Raw genomic sequence first — 24,945 nt, forward strand, 5'->3', positions numbered from 1 at the left:
ACGGGGCCGGCAAACCAAAGAAGGGAGAAATGCTTGTGAACCCAGTGATAAGAAGATCCAACCCTCTGCTATGGGCACTGCTGCTTGGCGGCGCCATAACCTCAACCTCTGCCATTGCCGAAGTCAGCGGCGAGATAGCCGTGACCAATGACTACCGCTTTAGAGGCGTGTCACAAACCGCCGGTGACTTTGCCGTGCAAGCTAGTCTGGACTGGAATCACGACTCGGGTTTCTTCGTCGGGGCCTGGGCCAGTAATGTGGAATTCGATGAAGATGGTACTCCCAAAGAGGATCAGGTGGGTGCCGATTTCGAACTGGATGTCTACCTGGGTTACGCCGGTGAAATCAACGACAACCTGGCCTATGACATTACCCTGCTGCGCTATATGTACCCGGGCGACAATGTCTCCCAGGACTACAACGAAATCTCTTTCGGCCTCGAGTTCAGCGATTTTAGGGCTGCCTACTGGTACACCAATGACTATTCGGGCTCAGATCTGGACTACCACTATGCAGAGCTGAACTATAGTTATGAGTTTGCCGAAAACTGGAGCCTGGATCTGCACCTGGGTTACAACTTCGGCGATGCGCCCGATGACGATATGGGCAAATATCTGGATTACTCCATAGGTGTCTCGACTGAGATTGCCGGTTTTGGTTTGTCTCTGGCCTGGTTGGACACAGATATAGATTCGGATGCCGAGATAAGCAGTGGCACCTTCCAGAATGACGACACTGTGCTGGCGAGTGTCAGTTACGCTTTCTAAGCAGCAAAATTGCGCTGCCCAGGCAAGCCATAGGACAGACCTGCACGGGCAAGCCACATCTTCCTCCCACCAGCCAAAAGTAACAGAGCCGCTCCCTGAGCGGCTCTTTTTTATAAATTGATTCAGTTCTCAACGCAGTGGCGGTACGTGGGGGGGATCGCCCCGGCGCACCTGCTGTTTGACGTCTTGCCAGCTATGGGTGAGATGTTGCAGTTGCTCTCGCCGCTCGGGAAACTGCTCACTGAGCTTTCCCATCAGTTCCACTTGTCTGTCACAGATTTGCGCCCAGCGCTCGGCATTGGAAAGGTACATGGCTTCATCCTTGATCTTGGTTTGTGGTAAACAGGTGTTACTGAACAAATAATAACCAAGGTTTGCCAATTTGCCAGTCCTTCTAGTCTTATCACAAAAATCCACCCTGGGTGCACTGTCAAACGCCGCTGCTTGCAGGTATAACTGAAGATATAAGATCACATCTGGATAGCAGTATTTACTCTTGCTGAAACAAGGAGTCTCACTATGGCCACTATGTTAAAAATACTCTTTATCGCCCTGGCGTTAGTGCTTATCTACAAACTGGTTTTCAGTAACAAGAAAGGAATGACAATATTTGAAATGCATTTCAAGGACGGTCGTATGACCTCGCACAAGGGCAAAATCCCGGAGAAGTTTGAACGTGAATGCCGCGCCCTGGTCAAGAAAGAGAAACTCACCTGCACAGTGCGCGCCGAGCGCAGCGGTGAAGTGCGGCTGCATATCAGCGCCAACACCGGAGATGCCAATATTCAGCGTCTGCGCAACCTGTTTCCCTTCGAATACTATGACCGCAAGCAGAGCGACAACAGCAAACAACTGGGCTGATCAGCGCTGCCCGGGGAACACTTGAGGGTCGATTTTCCCTTCCCGGCGCGCATCATCTATGATCCTCTGGTTATCCTGTGCCATGGGATCTTCGGCGGGGAGATTGGGATTCACCCGCTCCTCCTCGGGCGCTTCAAAACTGAAATCGATACCATTCGAGCAGCCGCCGAGCGATACCAGTGCCAGTAAGCCCATCGAAACCCAAGGCAGTAGCAAAGACTTGTTGTTCATCAATATTGAAACCTGTGTTGAGAGACGGTTGTTATTAAAACAGAGCTAAGCTTAACTTAGGCTGAGACTCAGCGTTAGTCATGGCGTACCATAATTGATAGCGTTTATTCAGGAGAAAACATGCAAATGAACCAAAGGCACTATATACATGGAGATCAATCTGAGCAGGACTGCTCACTGTTCTATTGCGCAGCCTGTGACGCGTTCTTAAATGAGCATCATTTCTTCAATAGAGACATAAGCTGTTGTGATCATTGGAGCAAATACGATGAAGCAATGAAACAATTAGGGAAATCGCCACAAAACCACAGTAATTTTGGCCGTCCAATAGACGCCGCAAATGTTTTTAGACACAAGCGGTAAAACGTCCTGCGGCAATTATTCTTGTTCAACCAACGAATAAATAAGGAATATTCAATTATTTTTGTGCGGCGGGAGTGCTTCCTTGTTAGCATCAAATTCGTTCAGCTTACGGATCACCAGAGTCACCTCCCCCACTGTCAGGCCCCATTTGCGGATCTCGCTGCGGTTGATTATGGTGTCCGGCGCCGTTTGATACATCCAGTCGTCAAAATGTACCTGATACTCGTTGCTATCAAGCTTTAGCAGCATGTCGTAGCGCCAGCGCAGGGCAAAACCCTCTGCTTGCCCTTCTGCCACCCCCAGAATATCCGCGGCTCTGCCCTGGTAGCGGCCATCGGCAAGCTTGGTAATCTGCCAGGTTCGCTCGGCAAGCTCACCATCGTCATACTCAAACCATTCCTGCAACACACCTTGATTCCCCTGCCAACTGCCCGTCATCCGCACATTGAAACGGCGCACCACCTGGCCGCTGTAATCTTGCACCATACCGGAAGCCTGCAACTCCCCGTTAAAGAACTGCTGCAGATCCAACTTAGGTTCGCTGGCGCTATAGTCATGAATATCGACACTGCCGCAACCGCTCAGTCCAAGCATCAGAAGTAACATCCAAACCTTAGTGAAACTGATAAACCTGCTGATTAACATTTGCATGCCTGCTCTCCTATCAACTGGGCTCTCAGTTGCGGCCGACTGCTGCGCTCTGACAACCAAATCGCCAAAAAGGCATCAGCAAAACGCTTATGCTCGCTCGAAGCGCTCTCATCTATAACAATCGCGGCTAACGGCTTGTCGTTGAACAGAAAATGCCCTCGCTGCGGCCCGCTTGCCACAAAGCTCAATCTATCCCCTTGCTCCACATCCGGCCAGATATCTTCAAGCAGCGCCAACCAGGCAGATATCTGCTCTCTGTCGTATCCCAGGTGCAACCACTGGTGTTTGGTGGCCTCAAGGAGTCGCGAAGCGGGTATATCCCGGTAATACTGAATTTCCAGCTGCTGCGGGAAGCTATTGGGCTGGTAACTACCATCCGGCGTCAGCAACCTGGCCCGATAAAGGGTTATAAACCACCAGTCCATTTCACCGCGGCCCACTTCCCGAAAGCTGGCAAGCTCCGCCTTGGATGGCTCGACCTGGGCAGCTTTGGGCTCAGGAGTCTGCTCTTGGCTCAGCGCTTGAGCCTGCTGTGCTTGAGTCTGTGCTTGAATCTGTAAATTGTCGGCCCAGGCCTGAGAGGGCAGGCCAAGCAGTATCATCAGCCCGGCAAAGCCTACTTTATGCAGCTTACCGACTTGCTTTGCTCCCTTGTTTACACCCTTGATGAATCGTTTCATTGCCGGTCTCCGTCAGAGAAATCCTGTAGTTGGGGGATTTTTACCCCATTCAAGCTTAAGGTTGCAATAACTTAACAGTGGCAGCAGCAGCGACCAGATGATTATCAACAAGCTAAAAGTAACCGATTGCCCCAGGGGCCAAGCCACGGCCTCCAACCTGAATGCCGCCAGGTAACTGCCTGCGCCCCCCACAGCACCAAAGAGTGCCTGCTGCCATTTAGGCAAGTCCCTGAGCCAGGCCAGACTCACCCCCAAGGTCGCGGCAAAATGCCCCCAAAGACAGCAGAGCCACAAGGGTAAAAGTCGCGAGGGGCTGTCAAACTCAAATACTCCGCCAAGGTGCAGCATGGCGTCCAAAACTATGCCAATGACAGCAGGTATCAGTACGGCGTTGAATGCTTTCATACTGTATCCGCTACGCTTTACGCTTTGCTCTGCCAGTTGGCTGTGCTCTACCCGTTGGCTTTTCTCATCCAGGGCATTCTCGGCCATGAGGGCGGAGCGGTAGCCCGGATTGACAAGCAGCAACTGGGCACAAAGCAGCAAGAGAGCAAACACCAGCGCCTGATTGGCAAACAGGATCAAAGACCACCAGCCCAACTGGAAAACGATGGCGTTGAGCAGCAGAAAAAACCAAGGCGATGACAGTTTCATGGCCTAACCTGCAATTTGCCTTGAGCTCAGCGGACGATAGCCGTCCTTGACTGCAGTCAGTTGCACCGTGCTTATGGTGCGCTCAAGAAAACCACCTTCGCAGTAACTCAGGTAAAACTTCCACATACGCACAAAATCTTCACCATAACCGAGTTCACGCACCCGCTCTCTGGCGTCATCGAAATTGGCATGCCAGTCATTCAGGGTGCGGGCATAGTCGAGACCAATATCATCCAACGACCAGAGGGTCATGGAGGTTTGCCGCTGCAAGTGGCGTGTCATCTCGGTGACAGATGGCAGGCAACCGCCGGGGAAAATATAGCGCTGAATAAAATCCACCCCTTTGCGGTAGCTGTCATAGCGCTGATCTTTAATGGTGATCGCCTGCAGTAACAGCTTGCCGCTCGGCTTGAGCAGGGCATCCAGGCCGGCAAAAAATCCCGGCAGATAATCGTGGCCCACTGCCTCTATCATCTCTATCGAGACCAAACGGTCATACTGGCCGCTGAGCTGGCGATAATCCTGCCGTAGCAGGGTAATGCGCTCACTCAGTCCTTCGGCGGCAACCCGTTCACTGGCATATTGGTACTGGGCATCGGAAATCGTGGTAGTGGTTACCTTGACGTCATAGTGTTTGGCAGCATAGATAGCCAGGGCGCCCCAACCGGTACCTATTTCCAAAAGACTCATCCCGGGCTGCAGATCCAGCCGCTCGCAAATCAGTTGCAGCTTATACTGCTGCGCCTCATCCAACTGCGCCTGTTCATGGGGATAGACGGCGCTTGAATAGAGCAGCTCAGGGTCGAGAAATGCCTGATACAAGGGGTTGCCCAGATCATAGTGCGCCAGAATATTGCGCTTTGAACCGGCCTTTGAGTTTCGGCGCAGCAGATGTTTCACCCGGCTAACTGTGTTGGAAAACCAGGAAAACCGCTGCTCTATCTTATCCAGCAGCGGCAGATTACGGGCAAACAGCCGCACCACTGCGGTAACATCCGGACTGGACCAGTGCCCCTGAATATAGGCTTCACCGGCGCCGATAGAGCCGCCCAGAATCACCTGGCGAAAAAAGCGCTCATCGTGAATACGAATTATGGCGACCAGGTCTGTGTCGAGCGGGCCGAAGGTCCACTGCTCACTGCCCAGTTGCAGTTTAAGACAACCGCCCTCCAAGGCATTCAAGGCCTGTTGCATGACTCTGGCCCATAGGCTCTTGCCGCTGGCGGCCAGCTGCTGTCTGTTCTTGGCTACTGTGTTTTCCATCTCATTCTCCAATGTTTGCTGTCACACTCGGGGAAATTTCCAAACCTTTAGGGAAGGTGCAAATAAGTCCTCGTGGCACTCTGGCTTGCACAGCAATTGGCGTTCAAGACATCTGACTGAAGGCATGCCGGGGCCTGTCGAAGTCGGATAACGCAGAGAGCCGGTTGCTGTGAAAGCCCCGAAGGGCGTGGCTTACAGGCCTGCCTGCTGTGTTGTGCTTCTTGCAAAGGACTAGGGCCATTTGCTGCGAACCACGCCTTGCATCCAAGCCCGTAAGCCGACGCAGAGTACACATGGGACTTGTTCGCACCTTCCTTAGCCTCAGTCCGTGCCGCCCTGAGGCCTGCGCTCGTAAGGCACAAAGGGCACCCGCTTAAGCCACAAACGCAGCGCTTGCCAATAGATGAGCCAAAGAATTTTCAGGCTCATCAAGGGAAAGCCCCACAGATAACGTCTAAGTTCACGACCATTGAAGGGGCGGCGTTTGAGGCTTAATACCGCATCGAAGCTGACCTTTTGCGACTCGGGGGCAGCCTCTGCCTCATCTCCCTTGCCGGGCAGATTGCTGATCCGCAAGTCGAGCCGCTCTGCCGGCGCCGGAATATGCCAGCGATAGCGATAATCCAGCGACATAAAAGGCGATACATGGAAGCACTTGTCGCCAAGCGCCGGCGCCTCGGCCGACACCAGATAACAGTGACGCTCATTCCAGGGGGTATTGCTCACCTCTGCCAACAGGTATTTATATTCATCACCTTGAAAGCAGTAGAAAAAATTGACTGGGCTGAAATAGAGCCCAAAGTGGCGCAGTTGCCCGGCGAACAGCACGCTGTCGCAGTCGGCCTCGCCGCCGAGCGCAATCACCTTATCCAGTACCCGCTGTTTAAGCGATGAGGCAGTATTCGATATTGAAGCCGCCTTGAGGTAATCCTGCTGCCGAAAACGCAGCACTGACCAAGGGGATTCACCAAACAAGCCGCTGAGGGATGAGAGCCTTGGCAAGTCATCCAAGTCCAGCAGCATCAAGGCAAAGGGATAGCGAAAGCTGTGCCTTACCGGCGTTAGCCTCAAGTGACTGACGCTGCCGAGGTAGAGACCCGTTTCAGGTTTCATAGGCTCACCCCGAACCTTTCACAAACATCCAGGGCGCTGCGTACCCCGTCTTCATGAAAGCCGTTGTACCAGTAGGCGCCGACAAAATGGATACTGTCTTGGCCGCAGATCTCGCTGCGGCGTTGCTGCGCCGCCTGGCTCTGTTCATTGAATACCGGGTGAGCATAGACAAAACGTTTGAGCACCTTGTCCTTGGCTATCGCCTCATCCTGGTTCAGGGTCACCAAAAAATCCGGCGCAGACTTTGGCAGGCGCTGCAAAATATTCATGTTGTAGGTTACGCAGGCGGGACGGCTGGCATCGCCATCGAGACGATAATTCCAACTGGCCCAGGCGGCGCGATGCTTCGGTAACAGCGAGGTATCAGTGTGCAAGGTCACCTGGTTATCCTGGTATTTAAGCCTGGAGAGTATCTCCCGCTCCAGCTCACTGGCGTCACTGAGCATGGCCAGCGCCTGATCGCTGTGACAGCCGAGGATCACCTGATCAAACTCATGCCAGCTATCCTTGACTCTGAGCTGCACGCCCCCCGCTTGGCGGCGGATTTGTGCTACCGGCGAGTTGAGATGCACCCGCTCGGCAAAGGGCGCGCTGAGCGCCGGAATATAACTGCGGGAGCCGCCTTCGAGCACATACCACTGCGGCCGATTGCTGACGGCCAACAGTCCATGATGTTCAAAGAAACGGATAAAGAATGGCAGCGAGAAGGCGCGCATATCCTGAATGCTGGACGACCAGATAGCAGCGCCCATCGGCAGGATATAGTGCTGACAGAAGAAGTCGGAAAACCCCTGCTGGTCGAGAAATTCCCCCAGCGTCACCGCCGGGTAACGACCACTTTGGTACAAGGCTTTGCAGCGGCTGTTGAAGGCCAAAATCTCCCTCAGGAACCCCCAAAAAGTCGGACTCAGCAGATTGCGCTTTTGCGCAAACAGGGTCGCCAGGCTATGGCCATTGTATTCAAGACCGCTGACAAGGTTTTGCACCGAGAAGCTCATCTCGGTCGCCAGCGCCTTGATACCGACCCGGGCCATCAAGGCCTGAAACCTGGGATAAGTGCGATCGTTGAACACAATAAACCCTGTGTCTATGGCGTAGGGTTTGCCGTCAAGCTCAACATCCACAGTGGCCGTATGCCCACCCAGATAATCGGCGGCTTCAAACAACGTCACCTCATACTGCTGTGACAACAGATAACCACAAGTGAGCGAGGAGATCCCCGAACCGACTATGGCGATGCGCGGCTTATTGCCGGTTGAAACTGTCATACTGGGCTCCCGTTTTTTGCAGAGGGTTTACCAAGGGCGGCGGCCAACCAACTGCGGGGCAACCAGCTCAGCAGAGTCAGCAGCCAGATAAAACGCCCGGGAAAGGCAATCAGGCGCCGTCTGGCGGCCAGGGCTTGGATGATGGTGTTGGCGGCTTTATCGGCGGAGATCCGCATCGGCATGGCGAAGTCATTTTTGTCGGTGAGCGGCGTTTTAACAAAGCCCGGGCGAATTTCGCTGACATCTATTCCCTTGTGGGCCAGATCGAGCCGCAAGCTCTGCGCCAGGTAACTGATCCCGGCCTTGGAGGCGCCATAGGCCTCCGCCCTCGGGAAAGGCAGCATCACAACGCTTGAACTCATCAGCGCCAGTTGGCTGCCACGGGCAAGCAAAGGCGTAAAGGCTTCCAGGCAATAGCCCACAGCCAACAGATTGGTGCGGATAACCCGCTCAAACAGGGCGCTGTCAAAGGCCATGGCCTCGTCTATGTACTCACAGGTACCGGCGTTGAGCAGCAGCAGATCCACACAGTCGGCTTGGCCTAACTCCAATTTGAGCTTGCTGCCCAGCTTCAGCACCGAGTCTCTGTCGGTGACATCGAACCTCAAAGGCTCGCAGCCTTCGAGGGCGACCAGAGCTTGTTCATTGCGGCCACAGGCCAAGACCCGCCAACCGGCGGCGGCATATTGTCTGGCAAGCTCGGCACCTATGCCTGAGCTGGCACCCGTGATCAATACCGTCTTCATCGGCTTGCCCTGCCCTTGACCATGCGCACCACTGAGCCCAGCAGCGGCAACTGTTCATAGAGCATCTGCCCCAGATCCAGATAATCCCTGTGATAATGGATTTTGTCGCCAAACTTGATGAGGCTGATACCATCGACGCTGATGCTCTGCCCCCGGTTCAATTTGGGGTGGCAATACTTCATCTGCCAACTGATGGCGGCCTGGTCCCCGGCGGGCAAGACGTCAGTGATCTCAAAGGCGATTTCGGTCAGGTTGCGATACAAACCGGCAAAATACTGTTCCAGTTGCTCAAGCCCCTCCAGTCGGTGCATGGGATCGCAAAAACAGATCTCAGGCGCATAGACGGCCTGCAGCCTTTGGCGCAATGTGGGCAATTGCTCAGGGCCCAGAGATTGATACAAGGCAATAAATGCCTGAATAATCTCTTGAGACTGCGGCGCTGCCGGCTGTGAAGCGGGTGCTATGTTCGCAGTGACTGAGTGGCTGGTCATGATAATCCCTCGGCTAATGAACTGAGTTCAGGCAGACTTTTTCAACACGGCCAGGGCGGTCAACGCCCTTTGCCGCGCCGCGCTGTGCTCGACTATCGGTGGCGGATAAGCCGCAGTGGCAAACAGACTCGGCTCGGTGAAGCGGGACGATGCGGCTGTGCCCGGATGGTGTATCTGTTTAAGCGGCCAGTGCGCCAATTCAGGCAGATAACGACGGATAAAACTGGCGTCGGGGTCGAACTTTTCGCTCTGGCTCATGGGGTTGAAGATCCTGAAATAGGGCTGGGCATCACAGCCGGTGCCGGCAGACCACTGCCAGCCGCCGTTATTGGCTGCCAGGTCGCCATCTATCAGGGCGCGCCGAAAATACTGCTCACCCCAGCGCCAGTCCACCAACAGGTGTTTGGTGAGGAAGCTGGCGGTCACCATTCGCAGCCGATTGTGCATCCAGCCAGTCTGGTTTAGCTGACGCATGGCGGCATCCACCAGCGGATAACCGGTGCGGCCCTCGCACCAGGCGGCAAACTCTTGCGGGTCGTTACGCCAGACTATGTCATCACCGAGCGAGTTGAAATTGCGCCCCATACACAGCTGGGGCCAGGCGTGCAGCAGATGGCGGTAAAACTCGCGCCAGGCCAGCTCAGCCAGCCAGCTGCGCCCTGGACTATTGTCCTCTGCCATAGCCTCGGGGAAACGATTGAGCAGCGCCGCCACACATTGCCGCGGGCTGAGAATTCCAAACGCCAGATAGGGCGACAGGCAACTGGTGCCATCGAGCGCCGGGAAATCCCGCTCCTGGCCGTAATCGGCAAGCTGGTTGGCAATAAAGCTATCGAGGCGCTGCCTGGCCGCCCCTTCACCCACTGGCCAGTGGTGGCTGTCTTGTTTACTGCCTTGATTGCTGATCTTAAAACTCAGCTCTGCGGGTTCAGGTAAAGCCGGGGCCAGAGGCGCAGGTACCGGCAGCGGCATTATCGCCTCACTTCCCAGCAGCTCACGCCAGCGGCGAAAGAAGGGGGTAAATACCCGATACATTTCGCCGCCTTGGGTACGGACGCTGCCGGGCGGCAGCAGACAGTGCTCATCGGTAAACTGCAGGCCCACCCCTATAGTCCTGGTGAGCTGTGCCAGCGCCTGATCCCGGCGCTGCTCGTTAATCTCCACCTCGCGCCCGGCAAAAATCTGCTTAACGCCCTGGCGTTGGCAATACTCCTCGACAGTGACATTCACCAAAGAGAAATCGTCACAGTGCAGCAAATCAAAAGCTATCCCCAAAGATGCCAACGCCCGTTGCAGTTGATTGACGCTGCGCTCGATGAAATCCAGCTGCATGGGACCAACAGAGTGCTGCTGCCACTGGGCCGGAGTCGCCATATAAAAACCCCGCAGCGGCAGACCTTGGGCCCTTGCCGCTTCGCACGCCAGCCACAGGGCCTGGTTATCTGAAGTGCGCAGATCGCTGCGAAACCAGATGGCAACACAGGCCTTTTCACTGGAAGGCACATGATTGGGCAAGGACTGGGACATGTTACTTGTCCTCCGGTTGTTTTGAGGCGGACTCGGCCTGACCCAGCAGTGCCAATATGGCGGCATTGCTGCTGCAAAGCACAGGATTCTTGACGGGCTCCCGGTTCTTGTTGGCGCCTTTTTCAGTCACAGCCAGTTCCTTGGCATAGTGCTCAAAGGCATTGGCGTGAGCCGCCACATAATCCCCGCTCAAGATCAATGGATATTCCAAAGCGCTCGCCAGCTGGAACAGGGCTTTGACACTGCTGCCCGGCAACTGGGAAGGTGGCAGCAACAAGAGCCCCTGCAGCGGCAGCCTGTGTGCCAAGAGTTGCAGCCCCTGGCCTTCCAAAGGCTCCTCTATATTGAGCGGCAGCAGGCTGACACCCCGGGTGATAAGCTCCAGTTGCAACAAGATCTCACTCCAGGCCGGCTGCTTGCCAAGCGGCAGATAAAGAAGTTGCCAGCGGGGTTTCTGGCGCAGCAACTGCTCGCTGCGGGCGCCGACATAGTGAGCCAAGCGGCTTTCGAGCCAACTGCGGACAAATGCGCCGTCGAGGCGTTCATCGAGTTGGGTGTCCAATACTTGCAACCAATGGCGCAAGCGCCGACAACACAAGGCGATGGGATAGAGGGCACTGAATTCATCCAGCAAGCGGCCAAAGCGGGCACTGCTGAGAGAAAGTGCCGCCTCGGTGAGACTGCTGCTGAACTTCAGCCAGTCGTCGTCTTCATTTTCTTGCTGCAGCTGTTTTTCTGTCTGGCCACTGAGCAGTGGCTTGACCTTGCTGATGGCCACGCCCTGCTCAAGCCAGGAGAGGATTTCACGGATCTGTTGCACCTGCTCCTGAGTGTAGAGTCTATGGCCCTTGGGGGTGCGCTGCGGGATAACCAGTCCAAACCGTCGCTGCCAGGCACGCAAGGTGACAGGATTCACCCCGGTCAGTCTGGCGACTTCGCCGATGGAAAGGTTGGCAATGTTATCAGTAGGCATAACGCAGTTTTAACTCCTGTGGATGAGGGTTGAGATAAACCTGGGCCGCAATATACGGCTGCGGATGCTCCCTCAAGTAATGTTTAATCAATGTCAGCGGCACCAACAGAGGTTGCAGCCCCTGACGATATTCATCTATCGCCTGACTAAGCTCAGCCTTCTGTGCCTTGGTCAGTTTTTGTTTGAAATAGCCCTGAATATGCTGCAGTGCGCTGGTGTGATTGCGGCGACTAGCCTTATTTTTCAGCGCCTCCATAAAGCCTTCAAAGTAACGCCGGGCAGTTTCCTGCAAGTCTTCACCACCTTCAGCCAGCAAGGGGCCAAGTTGGCGATATTGAGCCGGACTGTGCGCCAGTAATAGGTATTTGTATCTGGCGTGAAATTGGGTCAATTTATGCAGGCTTAAGCCGGAGTGCAGCAGACACTGCCAGTCGTGAAAGGCATACACCCGGGTGAAAAAGTTTTCCCTGATCACCAAATCGTTCAAGCGCCCCTCTTCTTCAACCGGCAGTTGTGGCCAGCGTTGCATCAGGGCCTTGGCGAACACACCTATGCCACTGCGATTCCCCTGATCGCCGCCTTCCTTGTAGACAGTGACCCGTTCCATGCCGCAGGTAGGTGATTTGGCACAAAGCAGATAGCCACTTAAAAACCCCAATTCAGCGACTTTTTGCTCACTGAAACTTTGCAGGCTCTCGGTTACATCCAAGCTGGCATCACGGCTCTGGATCCTAATCTCATCACCGCGGCGCACCTGACGTATGCTCTTGCGTGGCGCGCCCATGCCTATCGCCATCTCAGGACAGACGTGCACAAAGTCGAAATGTTGCCTAAGTTCCTGCTGGCAATAGACAGAATTCTTATGACCACCGTCAAAACGCACCTGCTGCCCCAACAGGCAGGCACTGATACCCAGTTGAATTCGCTGCGGCTCAAACTTGTACATATTGAGAATCCTTGTATAACCTTGTAGTAGATTAAGGCATACACCTGTACAAGGATCAAGTTTTTGTACAATATTTTTTTAGTAAAGAAGGATCGACTTGCCGGGCAAGTCATACAAGACCTTAAAAGGAGTCGAGCTCAGAAAACCTGAGCTGTCTGCTGGCGAAGTAGCACCCATCTTGGATGAAACCTGTAACGCAAAGGCATTTAAGAGAGATTCGAAGGGAGATAAAAAACGGGAGCCTTGAGCTCCCGTTTTCTGTCATTGATATCTTTCACTGCAGGGCACTAACGCCTGAAATTATTGCTTGCCGGCCCCCAGGCGCTCAACTAGGAGTACCAGGCCAATTCCGGCGGCGGCACACAAGAGCGCCAACCCCAACTGATGCGGCTGCTGTGTCAGTTGCTCAAAGCCAAAGGGTGACAGGTTTTGCTGCACCAGGGGTACCTGCTCACCATGGGAATTGGTGCGCCAGCTCAGCGTCTGTTTCCAGGGCCAGATCTTGCCCAGCGTCCCCAGCATAAGCCCGGTAAGGAAGATAAGGGTGGCATCGTGAAAGCGCCGCAGCAGCGCCGACAGCAGATGGCTAAAACTCAGGATACCTATCACGGCGCCAACAGCAAAACAGCCAAGAATATCCAGCTGGATATTCTTGGCCGCCGCCAGCACGGCAGGATACAGACCCAATAGCAAGAGGATAAAGCTGCCGGATATCCCCGGCAGTATCATGGCGCAAATGGCGATGGCACCGCCAACAAAAATATTAAAGTAGCTGGCCTCCAACTCAACCGGGCTCAGCACGGTAATGCCCCAGGCAAAGGCCACTCCCAGTGCAAAAATCAGTAGCCGTGGCAGTGAAAAACCGCCCTTGACCTGGCGCAACATATGCACCACGGAGATAAGGATCAGCCCGAAAAAGAATGACCATACAGGAATAGGATGATGTGCCAGCAGGTAAGAGATAAGCTTGGCCAGACTCAGAATACTGCTGAGGATCCCCGCCAACAGACTCAACAAAAAGGCGCCATTGATATGTGCAAACGCCGCCTTGATCCCGTCGCGGCGTATAATGCCCCAAAGACTGGGATTGATACGGCGAATACTTTCCAGCAGGGTGTCATAGATGCCGGTAATAAAGGCTATGGTTCCCCCGGAAACGCCGGGCACCACATCGGCGGCCCCCATGGCCAGCCCCTTGAGGTAGGTCAACAGAAATTTCACTAGGTTTCCTTACTACTGTTTTGATAATTCTCGCGGATTATACCAATCCTGATTGAAGTTGGATTGTCCAAGGAAGTGATTCTTGCACTTGCAAAAGGTTCACCCATTCGCACCTTCCCGAAGAAACCGCCATTTAAGCACAGGCACCAGTTGCTGCCACGCGTTTTTATTCTATCTGTTCAGCCTCAGCTCAGATTGGCGAGCCCCTCGATCATCTCAGCCAATGCTCTTGGTTCTTTCCTTTTAGCTCGTGCCTCTTTCCTTTTAACTCTTGCCTCTTGGCTCTTGCCAAAGCGCTCGTCAGCATACACACTCATCCGACCAGAGTGATAACAAAAACATTACCCTATACCAACAAAAAACATCAAAAAGGAATACCCACAAGGAATCACTATGAGTAAAACCGCCAATTCGACCCTGAACTTGTATCACAAATGCCGGCGCCTGCCCTTTGGCAATAAGATATTCTCCTTGCTGGTCAGCCGGATGGCGCCCTACTTTGGCAGTATCAAGCCGATAATTACTCAGTTGGAGCCCAACTACTGTGAATGCCTGTTGCGTAAACGCCGCGCAGTGGAGAATCACATAGGTACAGTACATGTCATTGCCATCTGCAACGGCCTGGAAATGGCGATGGGGGTCATGGCCGAGGCTTCAATACCACCTCATCTGCGCTGGATCCCCAAGGGCATGACGCTGGATTACACCGCCAAGGCCGGCAGCGATATCCGCTGTGTGGCCAAGGTTGATGCCAACGCCTGGCAGCCGGGGGATCTTGATGTCGAGGTGCTCGCCTATGACAGCAATGATATCCGGGTGGTCAAGGGCAATATCAGGCTCTGGATCTCGGCCAAGCCGGCTAAAAACGCGACCGAGAAGGGATCATAATTTGAAACAAGCGAGCACTTCCCTCATTCGGGTTTGATTGCTAACTTAGCTCTGTTAATAAAAGCCATAGATGGTATACAAAAATAGGCAGGGAAAAGATGCAGGGACAGCCGGTCAAAATCAGTCACAACCCCAATATCGATGCCGTCAGAGGGCTGGCGGTATTAGGGATATTCTTTCTCAATGTGAGTTTTATGGGCGTCACCTTATATGGTTATGCGCCCTTTCCCGAGTTTCATTTAACCGATGCCATTACCGAAACCCTGAGTAATTTTCTGCTGGAGGGGCGCTTCCTCAGCCTGTTTTCCATGCTCTTCGGTGTCGGCCTCTATATTCAACAACAGAATTTCCTCGCCAGAGGATTGGAGCCCTTCCCCTTAATACGCTCGCGCTTACTCTGGCTGATGCTCTTTGGGGCGCTGCACAGCCTGTTTATCTGGCCGGGGGATATCCTGCTCACCTATAGCATTTGTGGCTTCCTCACCTGGCATTATCGTAACCTGGAGATTGAAGCCCAGCAAAGGCGGGCACTGCTCTTTATCGCCATCGGCATCCTGGCCTATGGCCTGATGATCTTTCTGCCGGGTGATGAAGCCTGGATCCGCGGCAACGCCCTTTTCAATGAACAATACAGCGCCTGGACCGGCAGCTATGGCGAGCAGTTGCTGATGCATCTGTTTATGACCTTGCTGATGCTGATTTCCCTGCCATTTACTCTGCTGTGGTTTGTCAGCGGTGTGATGCTGCTGGGGATCAGCCTGTATCGTCGCGGGCTGTTTGACCAAGGTTTACCCCAGGGCAAATTGGGGAAATTGCTGGCACTGAGCTTGCTGCTGTCGCTGGCGGACACGATTCTCAGCCTGCAATCCCGCCCCAAACTGGTGATGCTTTCCGATATTCTGGTCATGCTGAGCGCCATTCCCATGGCTATCGTCTATGCGCATCTGTTAGTTAAGTTCGGCCGACGCCTGCCATGGCTGCAAATGCGCCTGCAGGCGGTTGGCCGGATCCCCTTGAGCCTGTATATTCTGCAGTCCTGTTTTGGGATCTGGCTGTTTCGCCATCAGGCGCCCGAATTGCTGCTGACACTTGAGCGCATAGACTACCTGGCCATAGCCCTGGGTTATGCCTTGGTGCAGATAATACTGGCCGGCTGCTATCTTAGGTTCTTCAAGCAAGGGCCGCTGGAATGGCTCTGGCGTCGTCTGGCCTTTGGCAAGAAGCCAATCAATAACGCCATGAATACTCACGAGTCAAACACATGAAGCACAAAGGAAAAGTCAGCCATTGGCAGGACGATAAAGGCTTTGGGTTTATCAGCCCCAATGACGGCAGTGAACGGGTGTTTCTGCACATTAAATCACTGAGCCTGAGCGGTCGCAGGCCACAAGTGGGCGACCTGCTGACCTTTGAAATCACCCAGGATGACAAGGGTCGGCGCCAGGCAAAACAGGCCTTCTTTCCCGAGGACAGGGGCAGACTCAAACAAAAGCAGCGTCAGCAGAATAAGCGCAGCAGTCACAAGTCTTTCATCGGTAAGCTCACCGCCCTGTTTGCCCTGCTGCTACTGGCTTTAGTGGCACTGGATAAGCTGCCGCTCTTGGTGCCCGTCTGGTATCTGCTGCTGAGCCTTCTCTGTTATTGGCTCTATGCCCGCGATAAAAAGGCCGCTGAAACAGGCCGCTGGCGCACCAAGGAGTCGACCCTGCAACTGACCGGCTTGCTCGGTGGTTGGCCCGGCGCTTTACTGGCACGCCATCAGTTTCGCCACAAGACCAGTAAAACAAGTTTCAGACTCCTGTTCTGGTGCTGTGTCGGCCTCAACCTGTTGGTGCTTGGCGCCGCTCTTAAGCTGGGATGGCTGGCACTGCTGCCCGAGATAGCCTTTTAACGGTTGGCTCTAAACTCAAGGGCAAGCTCACCTATCAAGCAGGCTCAATCATCTAGGCTTAATCAAGTAAGCTCAGTGCCAGCTTGCGGCCGCGCTCGGCAGCATAATGCCGACTGACGAGCTGGGCCGAGACTATCGCCCCCTCTTTAATCAAACACAACTGCCCGGCCAACTCACGAGCGCACTCGTTGCCAAGCCAAGGCGACAACTTCTGCTCAAGCTCATTTTGAACCCTGGCCTTATGCTCACGGCAGAGACGATTTACCGGATGCTCGGGTGAGGGATACTCGGCGGCGGTATTGATAAAGAAACAGCCGCGAAACTGGCTCAGGGATTCAACCCGGCTGTTGAACCAATCATCCAGGGCGTTAAACAGCTCATGAACCAGCTCCGTCGGCGTTTGCGCCGCCTCCAGCCTTTGATTCAACCAATCAAAAAACAGCTGATCGCGATAACGCACCACGGCCAGCACCAGAGCCTCCTTACCCTCGAAATGATGATAAAGGGTCTTCTTGGCTATGCCGGCCTCAGCCAGAATTTGATTGATGCCCACCCCATGCACACTCTCTCGATAAAAGAGTTCAAAGGCGCCGGCAAGCAGTTGGGAAACCTTGTCCATCTCACGCTCCTTAACGATTCAATCTGAGTTTGACAAAAGTAGAACGGTCTGTCTACCATAAAAAGTAGACCGATTGTTCTACCAGGCAAAAATGCTGACAACCAAAGGAAAACAGATATGGACAACACACCGCCCCTGACCGCAACACCTGCTGCAAAAAACACAGCACAAGCGGCGACAAACCGTTGGCAGGCTGCCGCCTGGGCCACACTGGGCGCCGGAAGCTGTATTGGATTACTGGCGGGATTACAGGAGATGCTGACGCAGAACCTGAGCTGGAGTCTGCTGCTGATGGCACCATTCGGCGCCACTATGGTGTTGCTCTACGCCCTGCCCCAAAGCCCGCTGGCGCAGCCGAAAAACATCTTCTTCGGCCATCTGCTCACCTGCGCTCTGGGCCTCTTGTTATTGCACACCTTGGGAGTGTCGCCGCTGACACTGGGGCTAGGAACCGGCCTGGGTGTCGGCCTGATGATGCTGACTAACACCACACATCCACCGGCCGGCGCCAACCCCTTGCTGGTGATGCTGGCCGGGGCCGACTGGCAGTTTTTGCTAACCCCTGTGGTTTCGGGGTTGCTGCTGATCCTCGCTTTCGGTTGGGCCTATCACAAGAGCCTGTATATCAAGGGGATCAGCAAGCATAGCTGGCCTAAAACCAGCTGAGGGCAACACTTATCACCACGCCGGTGATCAGCAGCTGCATCAGACAAAAACCCATGATATCCCGGGCCTTGAGCCCGGCAATAGCCAGCACAGGCAGCGCCCAGAAAGGCTGGATCAAGTTGGTCCAGGCATCCCCCCAGGCCACCGCCATGGCGACCCTGGCGACATCGGCGCCAAGAGCCTCGGCGGCCGGCAACATGATAGGTGCCTGTACCGCCCACTGGCCGCCACCGGATGGCACGAAGATATTCACCACCCCGGCGCTGATAAAGCTCCAGAATGGCAGTGACTCGGCGCTGGCAATGGCAACAAAACCCGAAGAGATACTCTGTGCCAACCCGGACTGTACCATCACCGCCATGATGCCGGCGTAGAAGGGAAACTGGATCACTATCCCGGCGCCGCCCTTAATCGCCTCATTGAGACTGACCAGCAGACTTCGCGGCGTCTGGTGCAGGGTTATCGCCAGGAACAGAAACAGGAAGTTGACTATGTTGAGGTTAAGACTGCCCCCCTGAACAAAGAACCAATACCCCAGATACCCGAGACCACACAGGCCCACCAGGATCCCGAGTATCCGGCTGTTCTCCAGATAGTCGGCCGGGCGTTTGTTCTCACTCTGAGTCGGCGCAGCATCCTCGAGCAGCGCAGGATCGACTATCACTGACTCTTTGTCATCCGGCAGCATAAAGCGATTGACCAGCGGCATTATGATAAACAGCAAGGCAAGTAGCAGCAGATTAAAGCCGGCAAAAATAGTTTCCGAGGTAGGAATAATGCCTATCTGCGCCTCGGCAAAGTGTCCTGGTGTGGCCACTGTCAAGGGCACTGAGCCCGCCAAGCCGCCATGCCAGACCACAAAGCCCGAATAGGCGCTGGCCACCAGCAAACGGTAATCCACCTTGACCCGGCGCGCCAACGCCTTGGCAAACAAGGCACCAACCACCAAACCGAACCCCCAGTTAAGCCAACTGGCCGCCAAGGAAACCAAGGTCACCAGTATGATAGCCTGCGGCGCGCTGCGGGCCAGGGACGCTATGGCATCCAGCAACTTCTTCACCGGCGGCGAGCTGGCCAGCATAAAACCGGCCACCAGCACCAGCAACATCTGCATCGAGAAACTAAGCAGGTTCCAAAAACCGCTGCCCCAATAACCCAGCACTTCTACCGGTGTCTTTTGCTGGCCGAGCATGGCGGCAGCAAACACCAATAAAGTAAGCAGGAGCACAAAGATATAGGGATCGGGCAGATACTTATCCACCAGCTTGACCAGTGGCCGGGAGGCGCGATTGAGCATAGGGGTTTCCTTGAGTCTTATTATGATTATTCTGCGGAGAGCTGATTTAGGGAAGGTGCGAATAAGTCCTCGTGGCACTCTGGCTTGCACAGCAATTGGCGTTCAAGGCATCTGACTGAAGGCATGCCGGGGCATGTCGAAGTCGGATAACGCAGAGAGCCGGTTGCTGTGAAAGCCCCGAAGGGCGTAGCTTACAGGCCTGCCTGCTGTGTTGTGCTTCTTGCAAAGGACTAGGCCATTTGCGGCGAACCACGCCTTGCATCCAAGCCCGTAAGCCGACGCAGAGCACACATGGGACTTGTTCGCACCTTCCTTAGCTTTCACTTTTTTATCAATAGCCTACACAAGTCTGCCCGAGGGATAAAGCCCGACAAAAGTACACTATAACCCTAAGCTGTAAATGCCGCAGTCCAACTGCTAAGATAGCGCCACCTTCAGGACAGAGGATCCCCAAATGAGAATGTTGCTTGCCGTGGTGGTTATCGCCGCAGTTATTTTTTACTTTTTCACCACTATGAATGGCCAGAAACTGGCAAAAGAGAATGTTGCCAAGGGCGAGGTATTTCTTGAGGCCAACAAGCATAAAGAGGGGGTGGTCACCACAGACTCGGGGCTGCAGTATCAGTTACTGCACAAGGGGCAAGGCCAGGTTCATCCGGGTCCCAAGGATAAGGTGACAGTGCACTACCATGGCACCCTGATTGACGGCACTGTGTTTGACAGCTCGGTCGATCGCGGTGAGCCCATCGCCTTTCCACTCAATCAGGTGATCAAGGGCTGGACCGAAGGGGTTCAGTTGATGACAGAAGGCGACAAGATGCGCTTCTTTATTCCCAGCAGTCTGGGCTACGGCAATCGCTCTGCCGGCTCGATCCCGCCGGGTTCAGTACTGATTTTTGATGTGGAGTTGCTCAAGATCAACTGACAATCCCCAACAACAAGCCCGGCCAAAGCCGGGCTTGTTAATTGGCACTTTTCTCACTCAAACCCAGCTCTCACAACACGATCCCTTTTTACGAGTTTGCAACTCCGGGCCTCGTCCATTCAAAATCTGGATGCTGGCAACTCAGGGCGCCAGCGCTTCACGGGTAAATTCCGAGTGGTCACACTCGGGGCAGTCGGGAATAACGCCTGGGAACTCGAAGTCCATCTCATGGCCGCAGTTACTGCAGACCATTTTACCCTGACTGACGATATCGCCGCTCTGATAATAGCCATGGTGTTTGAATTCATGGGCCAGTTCGTGCCACTCCACCTGGCTGCGGTCGCTGATTTCACCCAACCAGTGCCAGAGGGTATTTTCCAGCGTCAGCATAGTAGGGCTGTAACTGATGTCATCTTCCGTTTGGCTCTGAATATAGCTGGCGATATCCCGCTTGAGGAATTCCTCGACCAGAGACAGCTCGGCCTCACCGGCCTGCTGCTTGATAGCCAAATACTCTTTCCCTTCCTTGATAGAATTAAATAAGCTCTTCACTGTCAATGAGTTATCTTGGTCATACTGTTGTTTGACTCTGTCAATCAAGGCCTGATACAGCGCCAGTAACTCCGTACTTCTCTCACTCATGGCCAATACTCCTTTAAGACGAACCTTTCTTAATGACTCACTTCTGGTTTATTCTATGCAGATCTAAACGGCGCAGTATAGCGCGCATGTCAAAATAATGGGCGGCATTGCCGAAAAACCTGATGCAAGAGCAATATAATCCCTCAGAAATCGAAGCCAAAGTGCAAACGCACTGGGCAGAAAAGAAAACTTTTGAAGTCACCGAAGATCCGAGTAAAGAGAAGTTCTACTGTCTCTCTATGTTCCCCTATCCTTCAGGTCGGCTGCATATGGGACACGTGCGTAACTACACCATAGGTGACGTAGTTTCCCGTTTCCAGCGTCTGCAGGGTAAAAATGTGCTTCAGCCCATCGGCTGGGATGCCTTCGGTCTACCGGCAGAAAATGCCGCGATCAAGAACGCCACTGCGCCGGCGCCTTGGACCTATGAAAACATAGATTACATGAAGAACCAGCTGAAAATGCTGGGTTTTGGCTACGACTGGAGCCGTGAAATTGCCACCTGTACCCCGGAATACTATCGCTGGGAACAGTGGTTCTTCACCAAACTGTATGAAAAAGGCTTGGTGTACAAGAAGACCTCTTCGGTCAACTGGTGCCCCAATGACCAGACAGTGCTGGCCAACGAGCAGGTTATCGATGGTTGCTGCTGGCGCTGCGACACTGTAGTGGAGCAGAAAGAGATCCCTCAGTGGTTCATCAAGATCACTCAGTACGCCGAAGAGCTGTTGAATGATATCGATACCCTCGAAGGTTGGCCTGAGCAGGTCAAGACCATGCAGCGTAACTGGATTGGTCGCTCCGAAGGGGTCGAGATGACCTTCAAGGTGGCTGGTTCTGACGATAGCTTCGACATCTACACCACACGTCCGGATACAGTGATGGGCGTGACCTATGTGGCCATTGCCGCCGGTCACCCGCTGGCCGAGAAAGCCGCCGCCAACAACCCGGCGCTGGCAGCCTTTGTTGAAGAGTGCAAGCAGAGCACCGCCTCCGAGGCCGAGCTGGCCACTATGGAGAAGAAAGGTGTCGATACCGGCCTCAAGGCAATCCACCCGCTGACAGGTGAAGAAGTCCCGGTTTGGGCCGCCAACTTTGTCCTGATGAACTATGGTACCGGCGCCGTAATGTCGGTTCCCGGCCACGACCAGCGTGACTATGAATTCGCCACCAAGTATGGCCTGGCTATCAAGGGTGTGATTAAGCCTGCCGATGGCGAACTGGATATCTCTGAAGCCGCTTACACTGAAAAAGGCATACTGTTCAACTCAGGTGAGTTCGATGGTCTGGACTTTGAAGCCGCCTTCAACGCCATCGCCGACAAGCTGAGTGCCGAAGGCAAAGGCAAGCGCCAGGTTAATTTCCGTCTGCGCGACTGGGGCGTCAGCCGCCAGCGTTACTGGGGCGCACCTATCCCTATGGTGACTCTGGAAGACGGCACTGTGATGCCGACGCCGGAAGAACAACTGCCGGTCATTCTGCCGGAAGATGTGGTCATGGATGGGGTCCAAAGCCCAATCAAGGCCGACAAAGAGTGGGCCAAAACCACAATCAACGGCCAAAATGCCCTGCGCGAAACCGACACCTTCGACACCTTTATGGAGTCCAGCTGGTACTATGCCCGCTACTGCTCGCCCAAGGCAGATCAGATGCTGGATCCAGCCAAGGCCGACTACTGGCTGCCGGTAGATCAATACATAGGCGGTATCGAACACGCCTGTATGCACCTGTTGTACTTCCGCTTCTTCCACAAACTGCTGCGCGATGCCGGTTTGGTTAACTCCAATGAGCCTGCCAAGCGCCTGTTGACCCAAGGCATGGTACTGGCCGATGCCTTCTACTACAGCAACGAGAAAGGCGCCCGCGTTTGGGTATCGCCACTGGAAGTGACTGTGGTTGAGAAAGACGACAAGGGTCGGATCCTCAAGGCGGTGGACAGCGAAGGCCATGAACTGACTTACACCGGCATGAGCAAGATGTCCAAGTCGAAAAACAATGGTATCGATCCGCAAGTGATGGTGGAAAAGTACGGCGCAGATACTGTGCGACTGTTCATGATGTTTGCCGCACCACCGGAGCTGACATTGGAATGGCAGGAGTCAGGCGTAGAAGGTGCCCACCGCTTTATCAAGCGTCTGTGGAAACTGGCCCACGACCATATATCCAAGGGCGAAGCTCCAGCGCTGGATATCGCGGCACTGACCGGCGAGCAGAAAGCGCTGCGCCGCGAACTGCACAAAACCATCGCCAAGGTGACCGACGATATCGGCCGCCGTCAGATGTTCAACACCGCCATTGCTGCTGTGATGGAACTGATGAATGCGCTGCAAAAGGCTCCACAGGAAACCGAGCAGGACAGAGCCCTGATGGCCGAAGCCCTGTCGGCCATTGTGCGTCTCTTGTACCCCATCACCCCGCACCTGAGTTTCAACCTGTGGCAGGAGCTGGGCATGGAAGGCGATATCGAGTCAGCCAGCTGGCCTGAAACCGACGAATCTGCACTGGTCGAAGACAGCAAGCTTATCGTGGTGCAGGTCAACGGTAAGCTCAGAGCCAAGATCACTGTGGCAGCCGATGCTGCCAAGGAAGAGGTCGAAGCCCTGGGTCTGGCCGATGAGCAGGTGATGAAGCACACCGAAGGCAAGACCATCCGCAAGGTGATCTATGTTCCCGGCAAACTGCTGAACATAGTCGCCAACTGAGAAAAAACAGGACATCCATGCTGAAACTATCTTTAAGCGTGAAGCAGTTGATGTTCGCCCTGCTGGCACTGGTCGTTATGACCAGTGCCGGTTGCGGCTTTCAACTCCAGGGAAGTTATTCCATTCCGCCCGAGCTAAGCAAGCTGAGCCTGGAGAGCAGCGACAAATACAGCGAGCTGAGCCGCCTGGTGCGTGAACGTCTGCGTCTCAACAATGTCGGCATAGAGGAACCCGCCAAGGGCATTCCCCGGCTGGTGCTGCTGAGCGACACTCTGGAGCGCTCAACCTTGTCGCTCTACCCCACAGGCAACGTCGCCGAATATGAACTCATCTACCATGTGCGTTTTGCCGTGTCTCTACCGGGTAAGGAAGCACAGCCTTTCGATGTGGAAATCCGCCGCGATTATCTCGACGACCCCCGCACCGCGCTGGCCAAGAGCCGGGAGATGGAGTTGCTGGTCAAAGAGATGCGCATTCAGGCAGCCGATAACATCATCCAGACCCTGGCCGCCATCGAGGTGAACTGATGCGGGTCTATCCGGATCAGTTACACCGGCAGTTATCGCCGCTGAAATCCTGCTATCTGCTGCTGGGCGACGATCCCTATCTGCTGGACAGCAGTAAGCGGCAAATCCTGGCTGCCGCCCGTAGCCAAGGCTTTGAAGAAAGGTTACAACTAACTCAGGAAGCCAACTTCAACTGGCAGGATCTCGCCAACGAATGGCACGCCATGAGCCTGTTTGCCAGTCGCAGGATCATAGAGCTCAACCTGCCACAGGCCAAGCCGGGCGCCGATGGCGGCGCCATGCTGCAAAGCCTTATCGCCGAACAAAACCCGGATATCTTGCTTATCATCGACGGCCCCAAGCTTGGCCGCGATCAGCAAAACAGCAAGTGGTTCAAGGCCCTGGACAGTCAAGGTCTTTATGTTCCTTGCGCTACCCCCGAAGGGGTTCAGTTTCAGCGCTGGCTCGACGGCCGTATTCAATACTATCGGCTCAATCTCAAAAACGATGCCAGAGCCATGCTGTATGCCCTCTACGAAGGCAATCTGCTGGCGGCCGATCAGGCGATGCAACTGCTGCAACTGCTGGCCGGTGCCCGTCCTGTGGACAGCGAAGAGTTGAGCCGCTACTTCGAAGATCAATCCCGCTTCAGCGTGTTCCAATTGACCGATGCCCTGCTGGCCAACCAACAGGATAAGGCCCAACATATCCTCGCCCAGCTCAAGGCCGAAGAAACCGCCATGCCCATTATCCATTGGGCGCTGCAAAAAGAGCTGACCTTGCTGCTGACGCTGCAATCGGCCCGCAGTCAGGGCGAGAGCCTCAATAGCCTGTTCGGCAAGCATAGAATTTGGGACAAGCGCAAGCCGCTCTATCAGGGCGCCCTCACCCGGCTGAGCCTGGAAGCCATAGAGTCCATGCTGGCTATCGCCTCCAAACTGGAGCTGGCACTGAAACAGCAAGGCCAGGAAAACTGGACCGGCCTGTCCCATCTGTGTTTGCTGTTCGATCCCAAGGCGGCGCGCCATCTTGGCCATATTGAGTTCGACTGAGG

At 54.5% G+C, this 24,945-nt stretch carries 27 protein-coding genes; 10 read left to right on the forward strand and 17 right to left on the reverse strand.

Going from position 1 to position 24,945, the window contains the following annotated elements:
* Positions 1-44: 44 nt before the first annotated feature.
* A complete protein-coding gene (locus AYI96_RS13495; RefSeq protein WP_409928945.1) occupies positions 45-767 on the forward strand; it encodes a TorF family putative porin in 723 nt (240 codons plus the stop codon).
* Positions 768-896: 129 nt separating this feature from the next.
* Here the strand turns inward: AYI96_RS13495 and AYI96_RS13500 are convergent, their stop codons facing one another.
* Positions 897-1,148 carry a hypothetical protein gene (locus AYI96_RS13500; RefSeq protein ID WP_313954998.1) on the reverse strand — a complete coding sequence of 84 codons (252 nt, stop codon included), beginning with the start codon at positions 1,146-1,148 and terminating at the stop codon, positions 897-899.
* 138 nt (positions 1,149-1,286) lie between these two features.
* Here AYI96_RS13500 and AYI96_RS13505 point away from each other — a divergent pair, with 138 nt between their 5' ends.
* The gene (locus tag AYI96_RS13505) at positions 1,287-1,628 is read left to right on the forward strand and encodes a DUF3634 family protein (protein ID WP_144361775.1); all 342 of its coding nucleotides are present in this window, start codon (positions 1,287-1,289) and stop codon (positions 1,626-1,628) included.
* On the opposite strand, the gene AYI96_RS13510 is transcribed toward AYI96_RS13505, so the two are convergent.
* From AYI96_RS13510 to AYI96_RS13575, 13 genes are all read right to left on the reverse strand, one after another.
* Positions 1,629-1,859, reverse strand: coding sequence for a hypothetical protein (locus AYI96_RS13510; protein WP_101056851.1), 231 nt, complete (start codon positions 1,857-1,859; stop codon positions 1,629-1,631). It abuts the gene before it with no gap.
* Between the two features lie 414 nt (positions 1,860-2,273).
* The gene (locus tag AYI96_RS13520) at positions 2,274-2,867 is read right to left on the reverse strand and encodes a DUF3833 domain-containing protein (protein ID WP_234501381.1); all 594 of its coding nucleotides are present in this window, start codon (positions 2,865-2,867) and stop codon (positions 2,274-2,276) included.
* Positions 2,861-3,553, reverse strand: a complete 693-nt coding sequence (locus AYI96_RS13525) for a hypothetical protein (RefSeq protein ID WP_052248100.1) — start codon at positions 3,551-3,553, stop codon at positions 2,861-2,863. The genes AYI96_RS13520 and AYI96_RS13525 overlap by 7 nt, the downstream gene beginning before the upstream one ends.
* Positions 3,554-3,565: 12 nt before the next feature.
* Entirely contained in the window at positions 3,566-4,207 is a 642-nt protein-coding gene (locus AYI96_RS13530; protein WP_144361777.1) for a DUF2878 domain-containing protein, read from the reverse strand.
* A 3-nt stretch (positions 4,208-4,210) separates the two neighbouring features.
* Positions 4,211-5,470, reverse strand: a complete 1,260-nt coding sequence (locus tag AYI96_RS13535) for an SAM-dependent methyltransferase (protein WP_101056848.1) — start codon at positions 5,468-5,470, stop codon at positions 4,211-4,213.
* 321 nt (positions 5,471-5,791) lie between these two features.
* Complete coding sequence (locus tag AYI96_RS13540) at positions 5,792-6,583, reverse strand: DUF1365 domain-containing protein (protein ID WP_144361778.1); 792 nt, start codon at positions 6,581-6,583, stop codon at positions 5,792-5,794.
* Positions 6,580-7,851 (reverse strand): NAD(P)/FAD-dependent oxidoreductase, encoded by a 1,272-nt coding sequence (locus tag AYI96_RS13545; protein ID WP_144361779.1) that lies wholly within the window; start codon positions 7,849-7,851, stop codon positions 6,580-6,582. The genes AYI96_RS13540 and AYI96_RS13545 overlap by 4 nt, the downstream gene beginning before the upstream one ends.
* The gene (locus AYI96_RS13550; RefSeq protein WP_144361780.1) at positions 7,848-8,597 is read right to left on the reverse strand and encodes an SDR family NAD(P)-dependent oxidoreductase; all 750 of its coding nucleotides are present in this window, start codon (positions 8,595-8,597) and stop codon (positions 7,848-7,850) included. Before AYI96_RS13550 ends, AYI96_RS13545 begins: the two co-directional genes overlap by 4 nt.
* Positions 8,594-9,088, reverse strand: a complete 495-nt coding sequence (locus AYI96_RS13555; protein ID WP_144361781.1) for a nuclear transport factor 2 family protein — start codon at positions 9,086-9,088, stop codon at positions 8,594-8,596. Before AYI96_RS13555 ends, AYI96_RS13550 begins: the two co-directional genes overlap by 4 nt.
* A 27-nt stretch (positions 9,089-9,115) precedes the next feature.
* Positions 9,116-10,615: a deoxyribodipyrimidine photo-lyase gene (phrB, locus tag AYI96_RS13560; RefSeq protein WP_144361782.1), complete on the reverse strand. Its 1,500-nt coding sequence runs from the start codon at positions 10,613-10,615 to the stop codon at positions 9,116-9,118.
* A 1-nt stretch (position 10,616) separates the two neighbouring features.
* Complete coding sequence (locus AYI96_RS13565; RefSeq protein WP_071477036.1) at positions 10,617-11,588, reverse strand: MerR family transcriptional regulator; 972 nt, start codon at positions 11,586-11,588, stop codon at positions 10,617-10,619.
* A complete protein-coding gene (locus AYI96_RS13570; protein WP_144361783.1) occupies positions 11,578-12,534 on the reverse strand; it encodes a YbgA family protein in 957 nt (318 codons plus the stop codon). Before AYI96_RS13570 ends, AYI96_RS13565 begins: the two co-directional genes overlap by 11 nt.
* 300 nt (positions 12,535-12,834) lie before the next feature.
* Complete coding sequence (locus AYI96_RS13575; RefSeq protein ID WP_039034313.1) at positions 12,835-13,755, reverse strand: DUF368 domain-containing protein; 921 nt, start codon at positions 13,753-13,755, stop codon at positions 12,835-12,837.
* 393 nt (positions 13,756-14,148) lie between these two features.
* Here AYI96_RS13575 and AYI96_RS13580 point away from each other — a divergent pair, with 393 nt between their 5' ends.
* From AYI96_RS13580 to AYI96_RS13590, 3 genes are all read left to right on the forward strand, one after another.
* Entirely contained in the window at positions 14,149-14,643 is a 495-nt protein-coding gene (locus tag AYI96_RS13580) for a hotdog fold domain-containing protein (RefSeq protein WP_144361784.1), read from the forward strand.
* Between the two features lie 98 nt (positions 14,644-14,741).
* Entirely contained in the window at positions 14,742-15,908 is a 1,167-nt protein-coding gene (locus AYI96_RS13585) for a DUF418 domain-containing protein (protein WP_144361785.1), read from the forward strand.
* Positions 15,905-16,534, forward strand: coding sequence for a cold shock and DUF1294 domain-containing protein (locus AYI96_RS13590; protein WP_144361786.1), 630 nt, complete (start codon positions 15,905-15,907; stop codon positions 16,532-16,534). The genes AYI96_RS13585 and AYI96_RS13590 overlap by 4 nt, the downstream gene beginning before the upstream one ends.
* Positions 16,535-16,592: 58 nt before the next feature.
* On the opposite strand, the gene AYI96_RS13595 is transcribed toward AYI96_RS13590, so the two are convergent.
* Positions 16,593-17,153, reverse strand: a complete 561-nt coding sequence (locus tag AYI96_RS13595) for a TetR/AcrR family transcriptional regulator (RefSeq protein ID WP_144361787.1) — start codon at positions 17,151-17,153, stop codon at positions 16,593-16,595.
* Positions 17,154-17,270: 117 nt separating this feature from the next.
* Between AYI96_RS13595 and AYI96_RS13600 the strand changes: the two genes are divergently transcribed.
* A complete protein-coding gene (locus AYI96_RS13600; protein WP_162206685.1) occupies positions 17,271-17,819 on the forward strand; it encodes an HPP family protein in 549 nt (182 codons plus the stop codon).
* On the opposite strand, the gene AYI96_RS13605 is transcribed toward AYI96_RS13600, so the two are convergent.
* Positions 17,806-19,116 carry a short-chain fatty acid transporter gene (locus AYI96_RS13605; RefSeq protein ID WP_028781171.1) on the reverse strand — a complete coding sequence of 437 codons (1,311 nt, stop codon included), beginning with the start codon at positions 19,114-19,116 and terminating at the stop codon, positions 17,806-17,808. The two genes, AYI96_RS13600 and AYI96_RS13605, sit on opposite strands and share 14 nt — an antisense overlap.
* A 454-nt stretch (positions 19,117-19,570) precedes the next feature.
* Here AYI96_RS13605 and AYI96_RS13610 point away from each other — a divergent pair, with 454 nt between their 5' ends.
* Positions 19,571-20,041 carry an FKBP-type peptidyl-prolyl cis-trans isomerase gene (locus AYI96_RS13610; RefSeq protein ID WP_039034318.1) on the forward strand — a complete coding sequence of 157 codons (471 nt, stop codon included), beginning with the start codon at positions 19,571-19,573 and terminating at the stop codon, positions 20,039-20,041.
* Positions 20,042-20,182: 141 nt separating this feature from the next.
* Here AYI96_RS13610 and AYI96_RS13615 read toward each other — a convergent pair whose 3' ends face one another.
* Complete coding sequence (locus AYI96_RS13615) at positions 20,183-20,683, reverse strand: zinc ribbon-containing protein (protein ID WP_071477041.1); 501 nt, start codon at positions 20,681-20,683, stop codon at positions 20,183-20,185.
* Positions 20,684-20,805: 122 nt separating this feature from the next.
* Between AYI96_RS13615 and leuS the strand changes: the two genes are divergently transcribed.
* From leuS to holA, 3 genes are read left to right on the forward strand one after another with little or no spacing between them, the layout of a single operon-like run.
* Positions 20,806-23,385 carry a leucine--tRNA ligase gene (gene leuS / locus AYI96_RS13620; protein ID WP_144361788.1) on the forward strand — a complete coding sequence of 860 codons (2,580 nt, stop codon included), beginning with the start codon at positions 20,806-20,808 and terminating at the stop codon, positions 23,383-23,385.
* Between the two features lie 17 nt (positions 23,386-23,402).
* Positions 23,403-23,912 carry an LPS assembly lipoprotein LptE gene (gene lptE, locus AYI96_RS13625; protein ID WP_025011678.1) on the forward strand — a complete coding sequence of 170 codons (510 nt, stop codon included), beginning with the start codon at positions 23,403-23,405 and terminating at the stop codon, positions 23,910-23,912.
* Positions 23,912-24,943: a DNA polymerase III subunit delta gene (holA, locus tag AYI96_RS13630; protein WP_144361789.1), complete on the forward strand. Its 1,032-nt coding sequence runs from the start codon at positions 23,912-23,914 to the stop codon at positions 24,941-24,943. Before lptE ends, holA begins: the two co-directional genes overlap by 1 nt.
* The last annotated feature ends 2 nt before the right edge of the window (positions 24,944-24,945 follow it).

Origin of the sequence: Shewanella sp. MSW, assembly GCF_007636515.1 — a bacterium.
Lineage (GTDB): Bacteria > Pseudomonadota > Gammaproteobacteria > Enterobacterales > Shewanellaceae > Shewanella > Shewanella indica.